The organism is Latilactobacillus sakei, assembly GCA_002953655.1.
In the GTDB taxonomy this organism is placed as follows: Bacteria; Bacillota; Bacilli; order Lactobacillales; family Lactobacillaceae; genus Latilactobacillus; species Latilactobacillus sakei_A.
In genome coordinates, this window is the sequence record CP025839.1 from 1,299,038 (window position 1) to 1,319,598 (window position 20,561).

Here is a 20,561-nt window from a genome sequence, read left to right on the forward strand (position 1 = left end):
CATCCTCTGAGCCACTCTCCTTTCCGCTTAAAATTCTGTTTATTATTGTAGCGTATATCACAGTAAAAAACTAGCAGTATTCCTAAATTAATCTAAAAACTTTGCTTGGGTGATTGGAAATTGGTCGGTTAATTTCAAGACCGCTTCACTAATTGCGGTCATTGCTTCTAGTTGATCGTGTTTTTCAATCACTTCTAGAATCAAATTGGCGATTTGTTCACAATCAGCTTCTTTAAATCCACGCGATGTAATAGCTGGTGTGCCAACCCGAATCCCACTTGTCTTAAACGGGCTTAATTTTTCAAACGGAATTGTATTTTTATTAACCGTAATGTGCACGCTATCCAATAGATTTTGCAGTTCTTTCCCATTGAGACCACTATTGGTCAAGTCCAATAGCATCAAATGGTTATCCGTCCCCCCCGAAACGACCCGCACTAAATCTGACTGGTCAAAAACAGTGGCCATTGCTTGCGCGTTAGCAACAATTTGTTTTGTATAAGCTGTAAATTCTGGTTGTAACGCTTCACCAAAAGCAACTGCTTTAGCAGCAATCACGTGTTCTAGTGGGCCACCTTGAATCCCTGGGAAAATAGCAGAGTCAATTGCCTTGGCATATTCTGCCTTGCAAAGAATCATCCCCCCACGAGGGCCCCGTAGTGTCTTATGGGTAGTCGTTGTGACGACATCGGCATATGGCACTGGGCTCGGATGGACACCTGTTGCCACTAAGCCGGCAATATGGGCCATATCAATCATTAGGTAGGCACCAACTTGATCCGCAATTTCGCGTAAGCGTGGAAAATCAATTGTGCGACTATAAGCTGAAGCGCCAGCAACGATCATCTTAGGATGCACTTCTTGAGCCTTGGCAGCTAAGCGATCATAATCCAATTGTTCATTCGTGTCGGCAACACCATAACTATAAAAATCATAGAGTTGGCCACTAAAATTGAACGGTGACCCATGCGTTAGATGGCCGCCGTCCGTTAAATTCATCCCTAAAATCTTATCGCCAGGTTCCAATAGTGCTTGATAGACCGCCATGTTAGCTTGTGAACCAGAATGGGGTTGGACGTTGACGTGATCGGCACCAAACAATTCTTTTGCCCGTTCAATCGCGAGTGTTTCAATTTGATCGATGTACTCGCAACCACCGTAAAAACGCTTGTTTGGATAACCTTCCGCATATTTATTCGTTAGCACACTGCCCTGTGCCTCTTGAACAGCACCTGAAACAATATTTTCAGACGCAATTAATTCAATATTATGACGTTGACGATTTTCTTCTTGCTTAATTAAATCATTAATCACTGGATCTGTCTTAGCTAACATGCACAACACTCCTTAGGGGGATTATTGGGTCAAAAGTGCTTGGCTTGCAACTTACAATCACTGGCCATTAGGCAGTTACTAAACCATTAATCAGCTTGTTGCTTACTAAAATACTTTTGCCCTGCTGATTTTTCAAGGCGGTTCATATACGCTAACCCAACCCCTTCCTTGGCAAAGCCTTGGACGAGAATTAGTTTAACTTCTGGATTCAAATCAAAATACCGCAGTCCTTCAAATAAATGCTGGCTCGCTGTGACAACCGATTCGCCTAATGAGAATTGGTCTTTAAACCGGACTTTTACTTGCTTTTCCAAAATGGTATCAACAGCCATCACGCCAAATGGCACAGCTTGTTGGCTAGCCCAGTCAATCGCAGCATCAAAGTCATCCGGATTAGCGACGATATAAACCTGTGCGTTAGGCGCATAATGCTTATATTTCATCCCGGGTGCTTTCGGTGTTTCTGCTGCCCCAACTTTATGCTTATTGGTCATGATAGGACCAATCACACGTTCAATGGCTTCTTGCGTCACCACCCCTGGTCGTAAAATAACTGGTGTTGCCACACTTAAATCAATAACCGTTGATTCCAAGCCTACACCCGTGGGGCCGTCATCGATGACGCCGGCAATTTTCCCTGTCAAATCATGTAATACATGATCAGCTAAGGTTGGACTTGGTTTCCCAGATGTATTAGCTGAGGGGCCAACAATCGGTACGCCCGCGGCTTTAATCAATGACAATGTCACTTGATTGTCTGGCATTCTAAAAGCAGCAGTCTTCAACCCCCCCGTCACAACAGCATCAAACGCCCCATGTTTCAAGGGTAAGATAATTGTTAATGATCCGGGCCAAAAGGCTTTGACTAATTGCCCAAAAGCCGGGTTTGACGTCACTGCGTAATGTTCAACCGTTTCAACCGAAGCAACATGGACAATCAACGGATTATCGCTAGGACGTCCTTTGGCAGCGTAGACCTTCTTAACGGCGGCTGGATTAGTAGCATCTGCCCCTAGGCCATAAACCGTTTCAGTTGGAAAAGAAACTAATTCGCCCGCATTCAAAGCAGCGGCTGCTTGTTCAATTTGGTTGACTGTGTATCGTTTTGTTTCCATTATATGCCTTCCTTAATCAACATCTTATTCTATAATAACAAATTCCGATCGAAATCGTAACCCACTCGCATCATTCTAGACCAATTCGCCATATCTTTTTGCACTTCAAGGCTAAATCGAGGGTCTTTTTGCTCAAAAATCCGAACAATCGCTTCTTTTTGTTGATAACCGAACTCTAAAAAGAGTGTCCCCTCTGGTTCTAAAAATGCGGGGACTTCCTGCGCGAAGCGTTCATAAAAAGCTAACCCATTATTAGGCGCAAATAATGCTAAATCTGGTTCATGCTTAAGGACCGAAGCATCCATAACAGCGCGTTCGTCTTCTGCAATGTATGGCGGGTTCGACACAATCACGTCAAATTGTTGCCCCATAACAGGCGTCAAGAAATCACCTTCGATGAAGTCAACCTTTGCACCTAATGTTTGCGCATTTTGTTGGGCCACTTTAATTGCGGCCGGTGAAATATCAACCGCAGAGACTTGCCAATCTGGACGTTCACAGGCCAAGGTAATCGCAATGGCACCCGACCCGGTCCCGACATCTAACACTTTTAGCGGTCTGTCCTTAACAGGGGCTACTGACAATACCCATTCTACCAATTCCTCGGTCTCAAGTCGCGGAATAAGCGTTGCGGGCGTCACTTTAAAATCACGTCCGTAAAAGCTTGCATAACCTAAAATATATTGCGCCGGTTGATCCTCAGCAAATGCCGCCAAATCGGCTTGATATTGTTCATACTCTTTTGCAGGCATTTCATCGCGATAATGCAACACTAACTGAGTGGTCGTCCAATGATGACGTCCTAATATTAGGAAACGCGCTGCTTCGCGTTCTTTATTGCGTTCTTCTAAAAATAAAAAAGCCCAATTCAGGGCTTTAAGATAAGTGAGCTGTGCCATCTTGTAATTGCTCCAATTTCTCTGTTTGATCGAAAAGGATTAGGGCATCGATTACGTCGCCTAATTCGCCATTCATAATGCGATCTAACTTATTGAGCGTCAAACCAATTCGATGATCAGTCACACGGTTTTGTGGATAATTATACGTTCTGATTCGTTCTGAACGATCCCCAGAGCCAACGGCCGATTTACGACTTGAGTCATATTCACTCTGATTTTGTGATTCATAATAATCGTAAACACGTGCTTGTAAAATTTTCATTGCTTTAACCCGGTTTTGTTGTTGTGAACGTTGATCTTGCATTGCCACAACAATCCCGGTTGGAATATGGGTCATCCGAACGGCTGAAGAGGTCTTATTAATATGTTGACCACCGGCACCAGAAGCACGGTAAACATCAACCCGAATATCTTTTGCTTCTAATTCGACATCGACACCATCGTATTCAGGCATAACAGCAACGGTTGCTGTTGAGGTATGAACACGGCCTTGTGATTCCGTCTTTGGGATCCGTTGGACACGATGCGCCCCATTTTCATATTTTAATTTCGAATAAACATTCTTACCGGTAATCATCATTGCAACTTCTTTGAAGCCGCCGACTTCAGTCGCTGTTTCATCGATGATTTCTGTTTGCCAGTTTTGTGATTCAGCGTAACGTTGATACATATTAAGGAGATCGCCAGCAAAAAGACTTGCTTCGTCCCCACCAGCGGCGCCCCGAATTTCCATGATGATATTCTTTTCATCGTTAGGGTCAGTTGGTAACATTAAAATCTTAATTTCTTGTTCTAATTGGGCTTTTTCAGCTTGGAGTTCTTCTAAATCAGCCTTAACTAATTCCGTCATTTCAGCATCACTAGTTTCGCGCAGAAGTTCTTCATTTTCAGTCACTTCGCTTAAAACTTCCTTCAAACGCGTATACTTGCCGACAATTTCGCGCAAGCCCGCTTCTTCCTTAGAAAGTTCCATGTAGCGACTGGTTTCATTAATCACTTCTGGATCAGACATTAATTCCTGTAATTCTGCATAGCGGTCTAATAAACCATCGAGTTGTTCAAACATTTTATCCATGAATGATTAGCCTTCCTTTTCAATCTCTTCTTGTATTGGTGGGTTAAAATAGTGCTTTCGGCATACTGGGTAGTACGCTTCATTGCCACCGATTTGAATTTGTTCACCCGTATAAACAGGCAAGCCATTATTCATCCGTAGGTTCATAATCGCCTTTTTACGGCAGAACCAACAAATGGTTTTCATTTCTTCTATCTTATTGGCAAACAATAAGAGGTATTTCGAGCCTTCAAATAATTCATTCTTGAAATCATTTTTAAGCCCAAATGCCATCACCGGGATATTCAAATCATCAACGACTTTGGCAGCTTCGATAACATGGTGCCGTTCTAAAAATTGCGATTCATCAATTAAAACACAAGCGGCATCTGGATTAGTTGCTTCAACCAATTCGTAAATATTCGTGTCCGAAAAAATCGGTGTTGCTTCGCGTTTCAGACCAATTCGACTTGAAACAATTCCTACACCATCACGATTATCAATCCCACTGGTTAAGATAATCACTGATTTATTCTGTTCTTCATAATTATGAGCAACTTTTAGAATCTCAATTGATTTCCCACTGTTCATTGCACCATATCGAAAAAATAATTGCGCCATTTCCAAACACCCCTATATCAAAGCACATTTTAGTCTAGTATACCTGAAAATAGGAATCGCAACAATATCGGCCCCGATAAAAACTAAAGTTTCCATAAATTTTGCCCCTTCATGACTTCCCTATCGTCGTTTTCCAGAAAATATGCTATTATTATGAACATTGAAAGGGTGGCTTGCATGACAATTAAAAGTTCATTTGCAACAACAACGGGACGTTTTTCATACTGGTTCTTACATACCTTTATGAAAGGCGGCAGTTCTTTACCTGGTCAGATTGCAACAAATCTAGACCCCGCTGTTTTGAAAAACTTAACTAAAAACTACGACGTGATTATCATCACTGGGACTAACGGTAAAACGTTAACGACGGCTTTGACGGTTCAAACGCTCAAGCAAAAATACGACAACATCATGACCAATTCAACAGGTTCTAACATGATGCAAGGGATTACAACGGCTTTTTTGGCTCATCATCCTAAAAAAGGGCAAAAGCAGCTTGCGATTCTTGAAGTTGACGAAGCCAATGTCGAACCACTTTGTCGTTATATTGAACCCAAAGCAATTGTAATGACCAATATTTTTAGAGATCAAATGGATCGCTTTGGTGAAATTTATACCACTTATAATAAGATTTTGGCCGGCGTTAAACTCGTACCCAATACAACCTTAATTATGAATGGCGATGTGCCACTTTTCTCATCAGTTGAATTACCTAATCCTAAAATTTACTATGGTTTCAATCATCAACCAGATGGTGAAATGCTTGCACCAAGCAATACAGACGGGGTTTTGTGCCCTGTTTGCCAACACATTATTCACTACAAATTCATCAGTTATAGTAGTCAAGGCAAATTCTACTGCCCAAATTGCGGCTTCAAACGCCCTGAACTAACAGATCAGGTAACGGCTATAACCGAAATGCGCCCAACCAGTTCTCATTTTGAAATTAACCAAGCACCTTTTGAAATTTCAATCGGTGGTATGTACAACATCTATAATGCCCTAGCCGCTTACAGCGTTGGCCGTTTCTTGGATGTCCCTGTTTCAGATATTCAAAAAGCCTTCACGCAAAATAAAAAAGTTTTCGGTCGCCAAGAAGTGATTCAATTGCAGGACAAGGCAGTCACACTCGTCCTTGTTAAAAATCCAGTTGGCTTAAACCAAGTCCTCCAAATGATCAGCTCTGATCCAGAAGATTTCTCATTGGCAATGTTACTTAACGCTAACTACGCTGATGGTATCGATACAAGTTGGATTTGGGACGGTGAATTCGAAGATCTCTTGAAACACCATATCCCAACGGTTATCACTGGTGGCGAACGGCGCGATGACATCACTTTCCGCTTAAAAGTAGCCGGTGTTACTGACGAACAACTACATGAAACAGCCGATTTAGATGCCACATTAGCAGCGATTGAAGCAGCTCCTACAAAACATGTTTACGTACTTGCCACCTACACGGCAGTTTTACAACTACGTAAAAAAATGGCAGAGGCTAACTACATTAAGAAAGGACTATCAGTATGACCCAAACTTTAAAAATTTGTCATCTTTATGGCAACTTAATGAATACTTATGGGGATCTCGGCAATATTTTAGTCCTCGATTATTACGCTAAGAAAATCGGCTTAAAAACCGAAACTGAAGTCATCAGCATTGGCCAAGATTTCGATGCCGATCGTTATGACATCGTCCTTTTCGGTGGTGGCCAAGATTTCGAACAAAAAATTATTTCAGAAGACCTTAATAGTAAAAAAGCCGCGCTCACAGCATACATCGAAAATGGTGGCGTAATGCTCGCCATTTGTGGTGGTTACCAATTATTGGGCCACTACTACATCGGTGCGAACGGCGATAAAATTCCTGGCATTGGCGCCCTTGATCACTACACACTCAGCCAAGATAATAGCCGGTTTATTGGCGATATCGTGATTGAAAATCGTGAATTCAGCGAAACTTACCTCGGCTTTGAAAACCATAATGGTCGGACTTTCTTAGGGCAAGATGAAAAGCCACTCGGTTATGTTAAGCGTGGTCATGGCAACAATGGCGAAGATGGCACTGAAGGTTGTGTCTATAAAAACACCTTTGGTTCTTACTTCCACGGCCCAATTTTGACCCATAACGGCGTCTTGGCTAAACGCCTCTTAAACACTGCAATTAGCCAACGTTTCCCCGACTTTGATTTACAAAAATTAGCGGATCTTCCAATCGAAGAATCCCGTTACCAAGTCGACGCCGCTGGTGTTAAAAAAGTTCAAAATTAATCATTGCATACCTACAAAAGAACCCCACCAATATCATTTTCGATATTGGCAGGGTTCTTTTTGTGGCATTTTAATCGGCTAACGTTAATCGACTTTGGGCCGCTGCCAAACGGGCACTGGGTACCCGGTATGGTGAACATGAGACATAATCAATCCCTAAATCACGATAAAACGGCATCGCTGCTGGATCACCACCGACTTCGCCGCAGACCCCAATCGATAAATCAGGCTTGGTTTGGCGTCCTTTTTGAACCGCCAATTGCATTAAAGTGCCGACGCCAGCTTGGTCAAGTGTTTGGAATGGGTCAACCGGCATTAATCCCTGTTGTTGATAATCGGGCATAAAATGGCCAATATCATCACGGGAAAAGCCATACGTCATTTGCGTTAAATCATTAGTCCCAAAACTAAAGAAATCAGCAGATGCCGCAATTTTGTCGGCGACTAAACACGCCCGTGGAATCTCAATCATGGTCCCAATTTGATAAGCTAGCTGTTGGCGGTTTTCAGCCAAATAGTCATTGATAGTTTGCTGTAATAATTGTTGCAGGTACGCCATTTCATCTGCCGTGCCAATTAGCGGCAACATTATTTTAGGTGTCACAGCATAATGCCGCGTTGCTTGAACCGCCAAGGCACTTTCGATAATCGCTAAAACCTGCATTTGATAAATTTCCGGATAGGTCACCGCTAAACGGCTCCCACGATGACCTAACATTGGATTAACTTCTGCTTTATCAGCAATTCGCCGCTTAATCTCGGCCATGCTAATCCCTAGAGCAGTTGCTAGTTCAGCCTGTTCCGCTTCACTTTGTGGTAAGAATTCATGCAATGGTGGGTCTAACAAACGAATCGTACATGGGCGTTCTTCAGCTAATGAAAAGATTTGCTTAAAGTCGTTTATTTGGAGGGCTTTTAGTGCCGCCAACGCCACTTGGCGATCCCCTAGTTCAGTTGCTAAAATCATTTGGCGCATTTTGAAGATTCGTTCTTGGCCAAAGAACATGTGCTCCGTTCGCACCAGTCCTAAACCCTGTGCACCAAATTCAAAAGCAGTTGCTACTTCTTGTGGTGTTTCAGCGTTAGCCCAAACTGCAAACGGTGCAATCTCATCACACCAACTGAGCACCGTTCCAAGCGTTGTTTCATGTACACCGGTTTGCTGTGGTAATGCCCCCAAATAAAGAGCACCAGTATGCCCATCAACCGAGATAATCGTTCCTTCTTTTAAAACGCGCTGCGCAAAGCGCGCTTCGCGTTGTTCATAGTCCACTTGAAGCTGCTGACAACCAACAACACAACAACAACCCATTCCTCGCGCCACAACGGCTGCATGTGATGTCATGCCACCACGACTGGTGACAATTGCTTCACTAATCACCATCCCGTCAATATCTTCTGGTGACGTTTCTTGACGGACCAAAATGACTTTTTCGCCAGCTGCATGTGCCTGCTGTGCTTTTTGGGCATCGAAATATATCGCGCCTGTGGCCGCCCCAGGACTTGCTGGCAAACCAGTTAATAACTGAGTCGCCTGTTGAACCGCACTAGTTTCAAACAGCGGGTGTAACAACCCGTCAATCATTGTCGGCTTCAAACGACTAATGGCGGTCGGCCGATCAATCACACCTTCATCAACTAAATCAACTGCAATTCTAAAAGCAGCTGGTGCCGTTCGCTTACCAACCCGGGTTTGCAAGACATATAACTGACCGGATTCAATCGTAAATTCCATATCTTGCATATCCCGGTAGTGTGCTTCTAGTTGGTTGGCAATTGTCTTGAATTGTTCATAAATTGCTGGCAACTGCGCCTTTAACGTCGCAATTGGTGCGGGGGTTCGAATTCCGGCTACCACATCTTCACCTTGTGCGTTCAATAAATATTCGCCAAACAAACCAGGCTCCCCAGTTGCTGGGTTTCGCGTAAATGCAACGCCAGTCCCACTTTGTCCTTGATAATTACCAAAAACCATTTGCTGCACATTGACCGCAGTGCCCATGGCCCCATCGATTTGATTTAAGCGCCGATAAGTTTGTGCCCGCGGATTCTGCCATGATTTAAACACCGCCTCAATTGCTAGGCGTAATTGTTGTTCAACCGATTGTGGAAATTGATATTGTCCTGCAGCCGCATATAAACCTTTATAGGTTTCAATCAATTGTTTTAAATCGGTTAGTGTTAAATCCGTATCTTTTTGAACTTGCCGTTTATTTTTGAGGGTCGTTAATGCCGCTTCAAAAACTGGCTTATCAATGCCATAAACCACATCCCCAAACATTTGAATCAAGCGGCGGTAACAATCGTAAGCAAACCATGGCTCCCCGGTCATCTTAGCTAAGCCGATTACCGTCTGGTCATTTAACCCCAAATTCAAAATGGTATCCATCATCCCCGGCATCGAGATCGGCGCACCACTGCGAACGGAAACTAATAACGGCTGTTCAGCGTTCCCTAGTTGACGATGTGTCTTTTCTTCAAGGTTATGAATCGCTTTCAATAGTTCGGCTTCTAAAAATTGTATATTTTGTTCAGGACTTGCTAGGTATTGTCGGCAAGCAGCGGTCGTAATTGTAAAACCGGCCGGCACCGGTAACCCTAAGCGTGTCATTTCCGCTAAATTGGCTCCCTTACCACCCAATTCTTGATTGGTTAACGTTCGATCTTCAGCAAAAGCATAAATATAGTTCATGATAGCGCCTCCAAATTTTATCGATACCTGCATTATATAGTGTGTCATATTACAAGTCAATAGTGCGACTTATTAAAATAAATAGGTCACTCTATTCAGCCGATATCTTGTAATTAGTGCAATATTATCCTATAATGAATCTATTGAAACCGATTTATTCAAAGGAGTGCTTATGGAATTATCAGCCCGTCAACAGCAAATTATTAAAATTGTCAAAACCAATCAGCCGATTAGTGGCACCAAAATTGCCGAGCAATTGCATCTCTCGCGGGCAACCCTGCGTAATGATTTTGCAATCTTAACCATGACCGGTATTTTAGATGCCCGACCTAAAGTCGGCTATTTCTACGTCGGTCAAGAAGTGATGCCCCTCTTAACCGATGAACTCTATCAAGAAACGGTGGGTCAACTAATGGTGCCACCACTTTTAACCCCCCAAACAACAACAATTGATGAAGCGGTCACGCAACTATTCATGCATGACGTCGGTTCACTTTATGTAACGGACGAACAGTCAGGATTACTAGGCATTTTATCGCGGAAAGACTTACTACGGGCAACCATTAACACAACTAATACCCAAACCACCCCTGTGGCCATGATTATGACGCGCATGCCAAACATTACAACGACCACCGAGGACACGACTGTCTTGCACGCTGGTCAGCGCTTAATTGCGCATCAGGTTGATTCGCTACCAGTGGTTGCCATCGATGGTATCACCGTCATTGGCAAAATCACTAAATCGATTATCATGCGTTATTTCATCGAAGCTGGGCTACACTACAAATCATAATTTTTTGGAGGATTACAAAATGTCAGCGATTCCAATTTTTATTATTTCAGATTCAATCGGCGAAACGGCCCGAACCGTTATTGCAGCGGTTAACGCCCAATTCCCCAATTCAGTCACCCTTAAAATTCAACGGTTTCCGTTTATTACGGATCAAAAAACATTAACCCCCATTTTACAAGATGCGCACCAAGAAAAGGCGCTTATCGTTACAACACTTGTTAATCATGTCCTTCAAGAAACAGTCACTGAATTTTGCCAGATCAATCACTTAACCCTAATCGATCTCCTATCCCCGCTAACCAATGCCATCAGCGAACGCAGTCAAACCGCGTCACTAGAAACCCCAGGCTCATTACGGAAACTCGATGAACACTATTTCCATCGGATTAGCGCCATGGAATTTGCGGTACGTTACGATGACGGCCAAGATCCACGTGGCTTATTGGAAGCCGATATCGTTTTATTAGGCGTTTCGCGGACCTCAAAAACACCCCTCAGTATGTATTTGGCCAACCAAAACTATCGTGTGGCCAACTTACCACTCATTCCCAACGTGCCGTTGCCAAAAGAATTATTCAAAGTACCCGCCCATAAAATCATTGGTCTAACCATGCCACTGTCAACACTGCTAAAAATTCGCCAGGAACGTTTAGCCACCTTGGGATTACCGCAAACCACTAATTATTCTAATATGACAACCGTCGGTGATGAACTTGCCTACGCTAACCAAATTTTTGAACAATTAAACGCCACGACGATTAATGTTGCCGACCGTTCGATTGAGGAAACGGCTAGTTTAATCCAAACCTTAATCTAAAGATTAAGAAAACGCCTTAACCTTTTTTCAAGAAAAAAACCGATTTTTATTCATAAAATGGCAATGGTTCTATAACATTCCTTGACTATACTCTTGTTATAGATTAAAAGGAGCGATTGATATGCTAATAAAAAACCAAAACATTGAATCCGTTAAAATTAAAAGTATTGATAGTCAAGATAAGGTCCTCGCGACAACCGAGTCCGGCGAAATTATCGAACTACATATCACCGAGCAACAAAAGAAGGATCGGCTCTTCTGGGAATCATTGGTGAACGTTTTACGCGCTGAACTCTGGCTCCCCCTCAAAAAGAAAACCCATGAACTCTTACAAAACGACTGGTTAGCAGAACCAGAATTAAATTAACTAAAAAGAACGTTGACCAGAAGTAATTCTAGCCAACGTTCTTTTTTTAGTTATTTTTCACCTTGCCATTCCGCAATGTACTCGGCCACAAAATCTTGCATGACCTGCGTTCTAGCGGTTGCGATTTCGCGCGCCACTTGCGTATTCATCGTCGCTGCGAGTTTAAAGAGCTTTTCATAAAAATGATTAATCACCGTTGACGGTTCCCGATAGTTAGCCTTAGTTAACTCGGTCCGGGGTTCAATAGCAGGATCATAGGCTACCCCATCGTGAGTGCCGCCATACATAAAGGTCCGGCCAATACCAATCGCCCCAATCGCATCCAATCGATCCGCGTCTTGGACGATTTGTCCTTCTAAACTTAATGTTTGGTGTTGGTTAATATTTTTCGAAAATGACATATGATCGATGATGTCAAAAATCGCGGTTGATTGCGCCTCGTCAATGTTATTTTGGGTTAAAACAGTCGCTACGGTTTGACGCGCTTGTGCCACATCACTAACAATTTTTTCATCAATCACATCATGCAGTAGTGCGGCTAATGTAATAGTTGTTAAGTCGCCGTCACCAACTTGGCGTTGAATTAAGCGGGCATTATTTACAACCCGGTGAATGTGATCAAAGCCATGGCCACTATGCTCCTGAGCCAACGCCGTTCGTACGAATTGTTCAATTGCTTCAATTTGTTTTTGCATAACTGCCATCCTACTCTTTTAATCATTAAAAAAATTGCAACCACGGCTGCGGTTGCAATTCGTTATGTTTATTTTACTTGTTACCCGGTTCTGAGGCAATAATTTGCATGTTACCTTTTAAGTCCCATGATTTAATGCCAAACGGTAAGACAAAGTGCATGTTCTTATGAATGGGGTAGGTTTGACCATCTGCAACCAGTTCACCTTCACCATCAACCACTGACACTAAAGTATAAGGCGCTGTTGTCCGGTCAAAGTGTAAATCACCCTTCACTAACCATTGATAGACACTGAAAAACGGTGACATTGGGGGTTGCACATAAGTTGTGATGGTTGAATCACCAATATGTTCTGTTTGAATATTTAAAACGGGATCTTGATGGGGCACAATCGTGGTATCAATTGATTGTTTTAGGTGCAATTCGCGTTTTTCACCCGTCTTCACATCTACTCGATCATAATCGTATAACCGATAAGTCGTGTCACTACTTTGTTGCGTTTCAAGAGCCATAATCCCCTTATTCAAGGCGTGAATTGTGCCACTGGGGACGTAGAAAAAGTCACCGGTTTTAACAGGTACTTTGCGCAATAAGTCATCCCACTTACCTGCTTCAATCATTTCCGTTAATTCGGCTTTTGTTTTTGCATGATGACCATAGATTAAGTATGCGCCTGGTTCGGCATCTAAAATATACCAACATTCAGTCTTCCCTAATTCTGTAGGACCTTCATGAGCAGCTGCATAAGCATCATCTGGATGGACTTGAACTGATAAACTTGCTTCAGCATCCAAAATTTTCGTTAATAATGGAAAAACTTCCCCTTTGGCATCGCCAAAATAATCGCGGTGTTGGGCCCAAGCTTGATCTAATGTGAGGCCTTTTAAAGGACCATTTTCGATTGTACTTGGTCCGTGTGGATGTGCTGAAATCGCCCAGCATTCACCAATGTCGCCATCTGGTAGATCATAATCGAAGGCTTCTGCTAATTTGCGACCACCCCAAATTTTTTCTTGGAAAACTGGTTTTAGAAATAATGGTTCTGTCAATTCAATCACTCCTAATGCACTTTTATTTATCAATGTTTCTATTTTACCATAAATGAAAGCGGATAAGGCACGACAGTCACGGTTTTTAAAGCGATTTCGTGCTTAGGCCTTATCTTCGGCCAAGAATTGATCAACAATCATTGTTCGCCGATCAAGAAAAACTTGATTATCTGCCGTTGGGTGAATCCGATTGCTCAACACAATCAAGCCCGTTTGGCGTTTTCGATCGAGCAACATGAAAGTCCCCGTAAAACCGGTATGATAAATTAGCGGCGTTTGATCTGCTGTAAACCGTAAATCCCAACCCAATGACCGACCTAAATGGGCTGGTGTCCAGTCGCGGTATAAGCCCTTGATACTTGCTTGACTAACGGGGGCCTCGGCAACCTTTAGCTGTCCGAGTTGGAACTGCGCAAACCGAACGACATCGTCTAAGGGTGCAAATAATCCTGCTGCACCACTATGATTTTGTAAAATATAACTCTTTGGGTCGTGAACCACGCCTTGAATAAGCCCTCTAGTGGTGGTTAATTCAGTTGGCACTGATTGACTTGCTTCTGGGGCAAACGTACTCTGATCCATCCCTAAGGGGGTTAAAACCATACTTTGAATTAAATCTTGAATTGGTTTACCATAAATCACTTCTAGCATCCAGCCTAAATACAACATGCCAATATCCGTGTAGACGACCTTTTTTCCAAAATTAGGGCCAACTGTCAATTGCGTTAATAGTGCTTCTTTTAATGCTGGCGCAGCTAACTGATTACGATTAGGAATATAACCTTCTAAGCCCGATGTGTGGGTCAAGAGGTGCAAAACCGTCACGCGTCGATCTTTAAACGCTGGTAAAATGCTGTGAACCTTGGTCGTAAGTGACAGGCGTCCCCGCTCTAACAAACGGAGAATCAACGTCGTTGTCCCAATCACCTTCGTCAAGGACGCTAAATCGTATAATTGGCCTGGCTCTAATGGGATTAGGTTAGGCGTCAGTTCTGAATAACCCAGGACCTTAGTCGTTACTTGCCGGCCTTCAATCACAGCATATGAAACACCTGGTACAACCTCATCAGCCACTAACGTCTCAATTTGGTGAATCGTTTGTTCAAATCGCATCTCAAAACCTCCTACTTGAATCAATACTATTAGTATACGCCATCTCAAAAAAGACACCACCAGTTTAACCTGATGATGTCTTTTATTTAATAGTGATTTAAATCTCGACGTTGCCTGAGAATTGACTGTTATATAAATCAGCATAGAAGCCATTTTGAACCATCAATTCATCATGTGTCCCGGTTTCCATAATGGAACCGTGATTCATCACAATGATGTTATCCGCATCCCGAATCGTTGATAAACGATGGGCAACAACGAAACTCGTCCGGTTTTGCAATAGCCGTTCCATTGCGTGTTGGATATGAATTTCAGTCCGTGTATCAACCGAACTGGTGGCTTCATCCAAGATTAAGATATCTGGATCGGCCACAAAAGCCCGAGCAATCGTCAATAATTGCCGTTGACCTTGTGAAATGTTGGAAGCTTCTTCATTCAAGACTGTGTTATAGCCTTCCGGTAATTGACGAACAAAGCCGTCAACATGGGCCGCTTTAGCAGCTGCCAAAATCGCTTCGTCTGAAGCTGATTCATTACCATATTTCAAGTTATCCCAAATCGTCCCAGTGAATAACCAAGTATCTTGCAGAACCATCGCAAAATGACGCCGCAATTCTTCCCGACTCATATCACGGGTATCGACACCTTTTAATTTAATCGAACCGCCACTAACATCGTAGAAGCGTTCAAGTAAATTAATAATAGTTGTCTTACCAGCCCCAGTAGGACCAACAATCGCGATCATTTGGCCTGGTTTAACTTGTAAATTATAATCCGTCAACAAGAGATCCTTGCCTTGGTAACCAAATTCAACATGTTCCATTTCTAATTGGTTGGCATCATCTTGCACCACGGGGACCGTTGAAGGCTCTTCTGACATATCTTCTTCATCTAAAACAGCAAAAACCCGTTCAGCTGAAGCAATCGTTGATTGAATGGTGTTTGCCAAGTTAGCCAATTGTGAGATTGGTTGTGAGAATTGTTGTGTATATTGCATGAAGGCTTGCATGTCCCCTAATGTGACTTGACCGTGTGAGACGCGAATCCCACCGATAATTGCCACGAAGACGTACCCTAAGTTATTGACGAAAGTCATCAATGGCATGATCACCCCAGAGATAAATTGGGCTTTCCAAGCAGCTTTATACAACTTTTCATTTTGTTCTTCAAATGTATCAATCGTGACTTGTTCCCGGTTAAAGGTCTTCAAGACGACTTGACCAGAAAAGTTTTCTTCGATTTGATTATTTAATAACCCTAAACTCTTTTGTTGGGCGGCAAAGAATTTTTGCGACTTAGGTGCGACAATCCCAACGACAATTAAACTCAACGGAATTGTGACTAAGGCAATTAACGTTAATTGCCAACTGATCGTCAGCATCATCCATAAAACACCGATAAACGTTACCGTGCTAGTCACCATTTGCGTTAAACTTTGTTGTAGCGTGCTGGCAATATTATCCATATCATTGATCGCACGACTCATGATATCCCCGTTTGAATGGGTATCGTAATAATTGATTGGCACCCGTTGCATCTTATCTTTCAATTCCTTACGTAATTCGTAGACGGTTTGTTGTGAAATCCGCGTCATAATAAATTGTTGTAAGAAACTGAAGATGGCTGAAGCAAGATACATCAAGATCACCGTCATGATAATGTGTTGAATCTTATCGAAATCAATTGGTAAGCGATCCATGGCAATCCCAGCTTTTTGCATGGCATTGCCTTTCATCACCCCTTTAAAGATTTCCGTTGTTGCTTCCCCTAAAACTTTGGGCGTTCTAATTTGGAAAATAACGGAGACAATCGCCAAAACAATGACAAATACTAAGGCAATTAAACGGCTCGACATGTATTTCAATAAACGATTGGTTGTACCCCAGAAATTCTTAGGTTTTTCAACGACGCCACCCATGCCGCGACCTGGACCATGACCACCTTGTGGCCGGTTTGTTGCTGCTTTTTCTGCCATTAGGCTTCATCCCCCTCTCTGATTTGTGAATTGATAATTTCTTGGTAAGTTGCATTGGTTGCTTTTAACTGGGCATGTGTCCCTTTACCAACCATTTGACCTTCATCTAAGACCAAGATTGTATCGGCGTCAGCTACCGTTGAGACCCGTTGGCCAACGATGACGACGACACTCTTTTGAATTTCAGCATCTTCTTTCAAGGCTTTGCGTAAAAGCGCATCTGTCTTGAAATCTAAAGCTGAAAATGAATCATCAAAGACATAAACTGATGCGCGTTTAACTAATGCCCGGGCGATCGCTAAGCGTTGGCGTTGACCACCTGAGAAGTTACCGCCACCTTGTTCAACGTGACTGTCTAAGCCACCATCGAGTTCGCTAACGAAATCCTTTGATTGGGCAATTTCAAGTGCATGCCAAATCTGATCATCAGTTGCAGCCGGATTCCCATATTGCATATTTTCGCGAATCGTTCCTGTAAAGAGATTGGCTTTTTGCGGTACAAATGCGACTTGTTCATGAATATCATGTAACGTCACATCTTTGACGTTCAACCCATCAACTTGGACTTGGCCGGCTTCAACGTCGTAAAAACGCGGAATCAAGTTCACCAAGGTTGATTTCCCTGAACCAGTCCCCCCGATAATCGCAACGGTTTGACCAGCAGACGCTTGAAAATCAATCTTTTCTAAGGCTAATTTTTCTGCATTTTGGTAGCGGAAGTTAACATTATCAAAGGCTAAGCTGACAGCTTGATCTGTAAAACTTTTGGGATTTTCTGGATTTTCAATTGGGGTTTGTAAATCTAAGACTTCATTAATCCGAACAGCTGATGCTTGTGCCCGTGGAATGAAGACGAAAACCATTGAAAGCATCATGAAACTCATTAAGATTTGCATCGCATAAGTCATGAAGGCCAATAAATTCCCCACTTGCATAGCTTGATCAGCAATTAAGTGACCACCCATCCAAGTGATGGCAATGTTTGTCCCACTCATAATCAATGTCATCACAGGTAACATGACAGACATGATACTGTAGACTTTTTTAGCATTTTGTGTGTAATCTAAGTTCGCGTCGTCAAAACGTTCTTGTTCGAACTTATCGCGCCGGAATGCACGGATTACCCGGACCCCGGTTAAGCCTTCACGGAAAACCAAATTAATCCGGTCAGTCTTCTTTTGCATCGCCTTAAAAAGCGGTACGGCAAAATACATCACAACACCGATGAAGATTGCCATTAATGGTAAGACAACGACGAAAATTGATGTTAATTGGGCATTCTTTTGGTAAGCCAAAAAGCTGGCACCAACCAACATAATGGGGGCCATGATCATCATTCGTAAGAACATCATCGCCACATTTTGAATTTGAACAACATCATTAGTCGTCCGGGTAATCAGTGAAGAGGTCCCCACTTGGTCCATTTCATCGTGTGAGAAATTGATGACTTTTCGATAAATATCTGATCGTAATTTTTGGCCCAGACCTTGTGATGTCTTAGCAGCTAAATAAACGTTACAGATTGCGGCTAAAATACTGATCAATGAAAAGCCGAGCATTTTGAAGCCGGCTTGCCAGATATAATCAATATCGCCTTTGGCAATCCCATTATTAACAATATCAGACGTCAAATTAGGGAGATACAAGTTACTGACAACTTGAATGACCATGAATAAGACAGCACCAAAAACGGCTAAGCCTGACATTCTCTTTTTTGCAAGTTTAATCATGCGTTTAGTTCCTTCTTTCTATTCTACTTATCCTGAACACTCGCACCGGTTTCTAACCAACCAGTGACCAATTCGAAATGTTCATAAACCTGTTCTAACGTTAGACCGTTTTCTTGATCATCATGATGCAGATAATAAGAAGCGATACTTTGGAAAACATTGTTCATCAACTGGTGAAATAATAATTTAAGCGCTTCTGGTTGATTCGGTTCAATCTTCAGTAATGTAAAATCGACATGGTCCATTAAAAATTGAAAGCCATCCGTACGATGTGCATGCGTCAATTCTGGTGATAACTTACGCCGGTTCTTAAAATCCATATGCAAGAATAAATGGCGATAAAATTGCGCATTTTCACCATCAATGGCTTCTTTGGCCATCGCCTTAAAAAAGATACGAACTGTCTTAAAAAGATCGCCATGCGCATCTAACAGGACCTTTTCTAGGTCTTGTTTTGAGCTATCACGTAGCAAGCTTAAATCATAAAAGAAAATATCAGCTTTATCCTCAAAGTACTGATAAAAACTGCCCCGTGGAATTTCTGCGGCCTTAATAATATTACTAACTGACGCTTCATTAAAAGGCACCCGTGAAAATTCAGCATGGGCAGCTTTTAATAACCGTTGTTGCTTTTCTGCCGGTAACCGGAAAAAAGTTTTTTTAGGCATGCATTGAGACTCCTTTCAACTAAAAATGACATACCGTCGCAATTTATGACGTTCTGTCATTTTAGCACTGATTTTCATTGGATGCAATACTTAGTTACCGACCATGAATTATGTCTCGTTGACTGTGGGCAGTTATTGTCTAACGCCTCAATTAATTCTATAATAGGAACGTTTGTTAAATAAATAATTTTGTGGGGTCCATTATGAAGTTACTCAAACGGTTTTATACAGTTACTATCGCCATACTAGCAATTATCTCAATTGTTTTTGTTCTATTAGATTACAGTAATGTAATCGACCTAACCGCTACACCCTATCTAGCCATCGATAATACGATTTTAACCATTTTTACGAGCGATTATTTTGTGCGTCTTTGGCTTGCTACTGATAAACGCCGCTTCTTTAAGACGAATATCTTTGACCTCCTTGCAATCATCCCGCTAAGTACCCTCTTTTCATTCTTCCGCCTTGGACGTCTTTTCCGTATTGCTGGTTTAATGAAGGTCTTCCGATTTACACGCTTGGTAGGCTTAACCGGCAAGTTACAACGACATTCCAAGAAATTTCTCAAACAAAACGGTCTTCTTTACCTAACCTATATCAGTGCGGCCGTACTAATCATTGCGTCTGTTTTATACGCACTAGCCGAAAAAGCGACACTTGCCGATTCATTCTGGTGGGCGATTGCAACCGCCACAACGGTTGGCTACGGTGATATCTCCCCCCACACGCTAATTGGTCGTATCGCGGCCATCATGCTGATGTCTGTTGGAATTGGGTTTATTGGCACACTTACCAGTTCGATTACCAGTTACTTCACTCAGGATACTGATGATAAGCTGGATGAAATCCTTAAGAAGCTTGACCATCTCGAACAAGAAAATGAAACCCTCAAGACACTTTATCGTGAGCACCAATCAAAATCAAAATAATTAACATAAATTAAAAAAATACGATAATAATTACTAGATATCGACTTTAAGCCTTTTAATTGGTTATTTATAGCACTAGTAATTACAATAAATTGTAAATTGCAAAAAAGTTGGCTAAACAAAGATAATTTGTTTAGCCAACTTTTTATTTTTGGGTATTAAAAAACCCCGCATCAGCGGGGTTTAAAACATTATTAAAGTTTAACGATGTTTGTTGCTTGAGGACCGCGGTCGCTGTCTTCAACATCAAATGATACTGCTTGGCCTTCGTCTAATGACTTGTAACCGTCACCTTGGATAGCTGAGAAATGAGCAAATACGTCTTTGCCATCTTCACCAGTAATAAAACCAAAACCCTTGTCTGCGTTAAACCATTTTACTGTACCGTTGTTCATAATAATTTCCTCCTAATACATATACATGTACGTTTTGTTGCA

General features: G+C 42.2%; 19 protein-coding genes. 6 read left to right on the top strand and 13 right to left on the bottom strand.

Annotation, left to right across the window (positions count from 1 at the left end; translation table 11 throughout):
- Positions 1-87 precede the first annotated feature (87 nt).
- From glyA to C0213_06455, 5 genes are all read right to left on the bottom strand, one after another.
- Complete coding sequence (glyA, locus tag C0213_06435) at positions 88-1,335, bottom strand: serine hydroxymethyltransferase (GenBank protein AUX12066.1); 1,248 nt, start codon at positions 1,333-1,335, stop codon at positions 88-90.
- Positions 1,336-1,421: 86 nt separating this feature from the next.
- Positions 1,422-2,450 (bottom strand): threonylcarbamoyl-AMP synthase, encoded by a 1,029-nt coding sequence (locus C0213_06440; GenBank protein AUX12067.1) that lies wholly within the window; start codon positions 2,448-2,450, stop codon positions 1,422-1,424.
- Positions 2,451-2,479: 29 nt separating this feature from the next.
- Entirely contained in the window at positions 2,480-3,349 is an 870-nt protein-coding gene (gene prmC / locus C0213_06445; GenBank protein AUX12068.1) for a peptide chain release factor N(5)-glutamine methyltransferase, read from the bottom strand.
- Positions 3,327-4,424 carry a peptide chain release factor 1 gene (locus C0213_06450; protein ID AUX12069.1) on the bottom strand — a complete coding sequence of 366 codons (1,098 nt, stop codon included), beginning with the start codon at positions 4,422-4,424 and terminating at the stop codon, positions 3,327-3,329. Before C0213_06450 ends, prmC begins: the two co-directional genes overlap by 23 nt.
- Positions 4,425-4,430: 6 nt before the next feature.
- On the bottom strand, positions 4,431-5,024 hold the full coding sequence (locus C0213_06455) for a thymidine kinase (GenBank protein AUX12070.1): 594 nt from the start codon (positions 5,022-5,024) through the stop codon (positions 4,431-4,433).
- 177 nt (positions 5,025-5,201) lie between these two features.
- Here C0213_06455 and C0213_06460 point away from each other — a divergent pair, with 177 nt between their 5' ends.
- Together C0213_06460 and C0213_06465 are read left to right on the top strand one after the other, a co-directional pair.
- Positions 5,202-6,551: a DUF1727 domain-containing protein gene (locus tag C0213_06460; GenBank protein ID AUX12071.1), complete on the top strand. Its 1,350-nt coding sequence runs from the start codon at positions 5,202-5,204 to the stop codon at positions 6,549-6,551.
- Entirely contained in the window at positions 6,548-7,291 is a 744-nt protein-coding gene (locus C0213_06465) for an adenosylcobyric acid synthase (GenBank protein ID AUX12072.1), read from the top strand. The genes C0213_06460 and C0213_06465 overlap by 4 nt, the downstream gene beginning before the upstream one ends.
- Positions 7,292-7,361: 70 nt before the next feature.
- On the opposite strand, the gene C0213_06470 is transcribed toward C0213_06465, so the two are convergent.
- Positions 7,362-9,983: a pyruvate, phosphate dikinase gene (locus tag C0213_06470; GenBank protein ID AUX12073.1), complete on the bottom strand. Its 2,622-nt coding sequence runs from the start codon at positions 9,981-9,983 to the stop codon at positions 7,362-7,364.
- A gap of 172 nt (positions 9,984-10,155) precedes the next feature.
- Between C0213_06470 and C0213_06475 the strand changes: the two genes are divergently transcribed.
- From C0213_06475 to C0213_06485, 3 genes are all read left to right on the top strand, one after another.
- Complete coding sequence (locus tag C0213_06475) at positions 10,156-10,779, top strand: transcriptional repressor CcpN (protein AUX12074.1); 624 nt, start codon at positions 10,156-10,158, stop codon at positions 10,777-10,779.
- A gap of 19 nt (positions 10,780-10,798) precedes the next feature.
- On the top strand, positions 10,799-11,596 hold the full coding sequence (locus C0213_06480; protein AUX12075.1) for a phosphoenolpyruvate synthase regulatory protein: 798 nt from the start codon (positions 10,799-10,801) through the stop codon (positions 11,594-11,596).
- A gap of 121 nt (positions 11,597-11,717) precedes the next feature.
- A complete protein-coding gene (locus C0213_06485; protein AUX12076.1) occupies positions 11,718-11,963 on the top strand; it encodes a hypothetical protein in 246 nt (81 codons plus the stop codon).
- A 50-nt stretch (positions 11,964-12,013) separates the two neighbouring features.
- On the opposite strand, the gene C0213_06490 is transcribed toward C0213_06485, so the two are convergent.
- The 6 genes from C0213_06490 to C0213_06515 all read right to left on the bottom strand — a co-directional run bounded on the left by C0213_06490 (position 12,014) and on the right by C0213_06515 (position 19,192).
- A complete protein-coding gene (locus C0213_06490; protein AUX12077.1) occupies positions 12,014-12,658 on the bottom strand; it encodes a phosphohydrolase in 645 nt (214 codons plus the stop codon).
- 73 nt (positions 12,659-12,731) lie between these two features.
- The gene (gene manA / locus C0213_06495; GenBank protein ID AUX12078.1) at positions 12,732-13,706 is read right to left on the bottom strand and encodes a mannose-6-phosphate isomerase, class I; all 975 of its coding nucleotides are present in this window, start codon (positions 13,704-13,706) and stop codon (positions 12,732-12,734) included.
- A 102-nt stretch (positions 13,707-13,808) separates the two neighbouring features.
- Positions 13,809-14,819, bottom strand: a complete 1,011-nt coding sequence (locus tag C0213_06500) for a serine hydrolase (GenBank protein AUX12079.1) — start codon at positions 14,817-14,819, stop codon at positions 13,809-13,811.
- Positions 14,820-14,916: 97 nt separating this feature from the next.
- Entirely contained in the window at positions 14,917-16,794 is a 1,878-nt protein-coding gene (locus C0213_06505; protein ID AUX12080.1) for a multidrug ABC transporter ATP-binding protein, read from the bottom strand.
- A complete protein-coding gene (locus C0213_06510) occupies positions 16,794-18,524 on the bottom strand; it encodes a multidrug ABC transporter ATP-binding protein (GenBank protein ID AUX12081.1) in 1,731 nt (576 codons plus the stop codon). Before C0213_06510 ends, C0213_06505 begins: the two co-directional genes overlap by 1 nt.
- 23 nt (positions 18,525-18,547) lie before the next feature.
- Positions 18,548-19,192, bottom strand: coding sequence for a TetR/AcrR family transcriptional regulator (locus C0213_06515; GenBank protein AUX12082.1), 645 nt, complete (start codon positions 19,190-19,192; stop codon positions 18,548-18,550).
- 203 nt (positions 19,193-19,395) lie between these two features.
- On the opposite strand from C0213_06515, the gene C0213_06520 reads away from it, so the two are divergent.
- Complete coding sequence (locus C0213_06520) at positions 19,396-20,124, top strand: ion transporter (protein AUX12083.1); 729 nt, start codon at positions 19,396-19,398, stop codon at positions 20,122-20,124.
- A 194-nt stretch (positions 20,125-20,318) separates the two neighbouring features.
- Here C0213_06520 and C0213_06525 read toward each other — a convergent pair whose 3' ends face one another.
- Positions 20,319-20,519, bottom strand: a complete 201-nt coding sequence (locus tag C0213_06525) for a cold-shock protein (GenBank protein ID AUX12084.1) — start codon at positions 20,517-20,519, stop codon at positions 20,319-20,321.
- Positions 20,520-20,561: the final 42 nt, after the last annotated feature.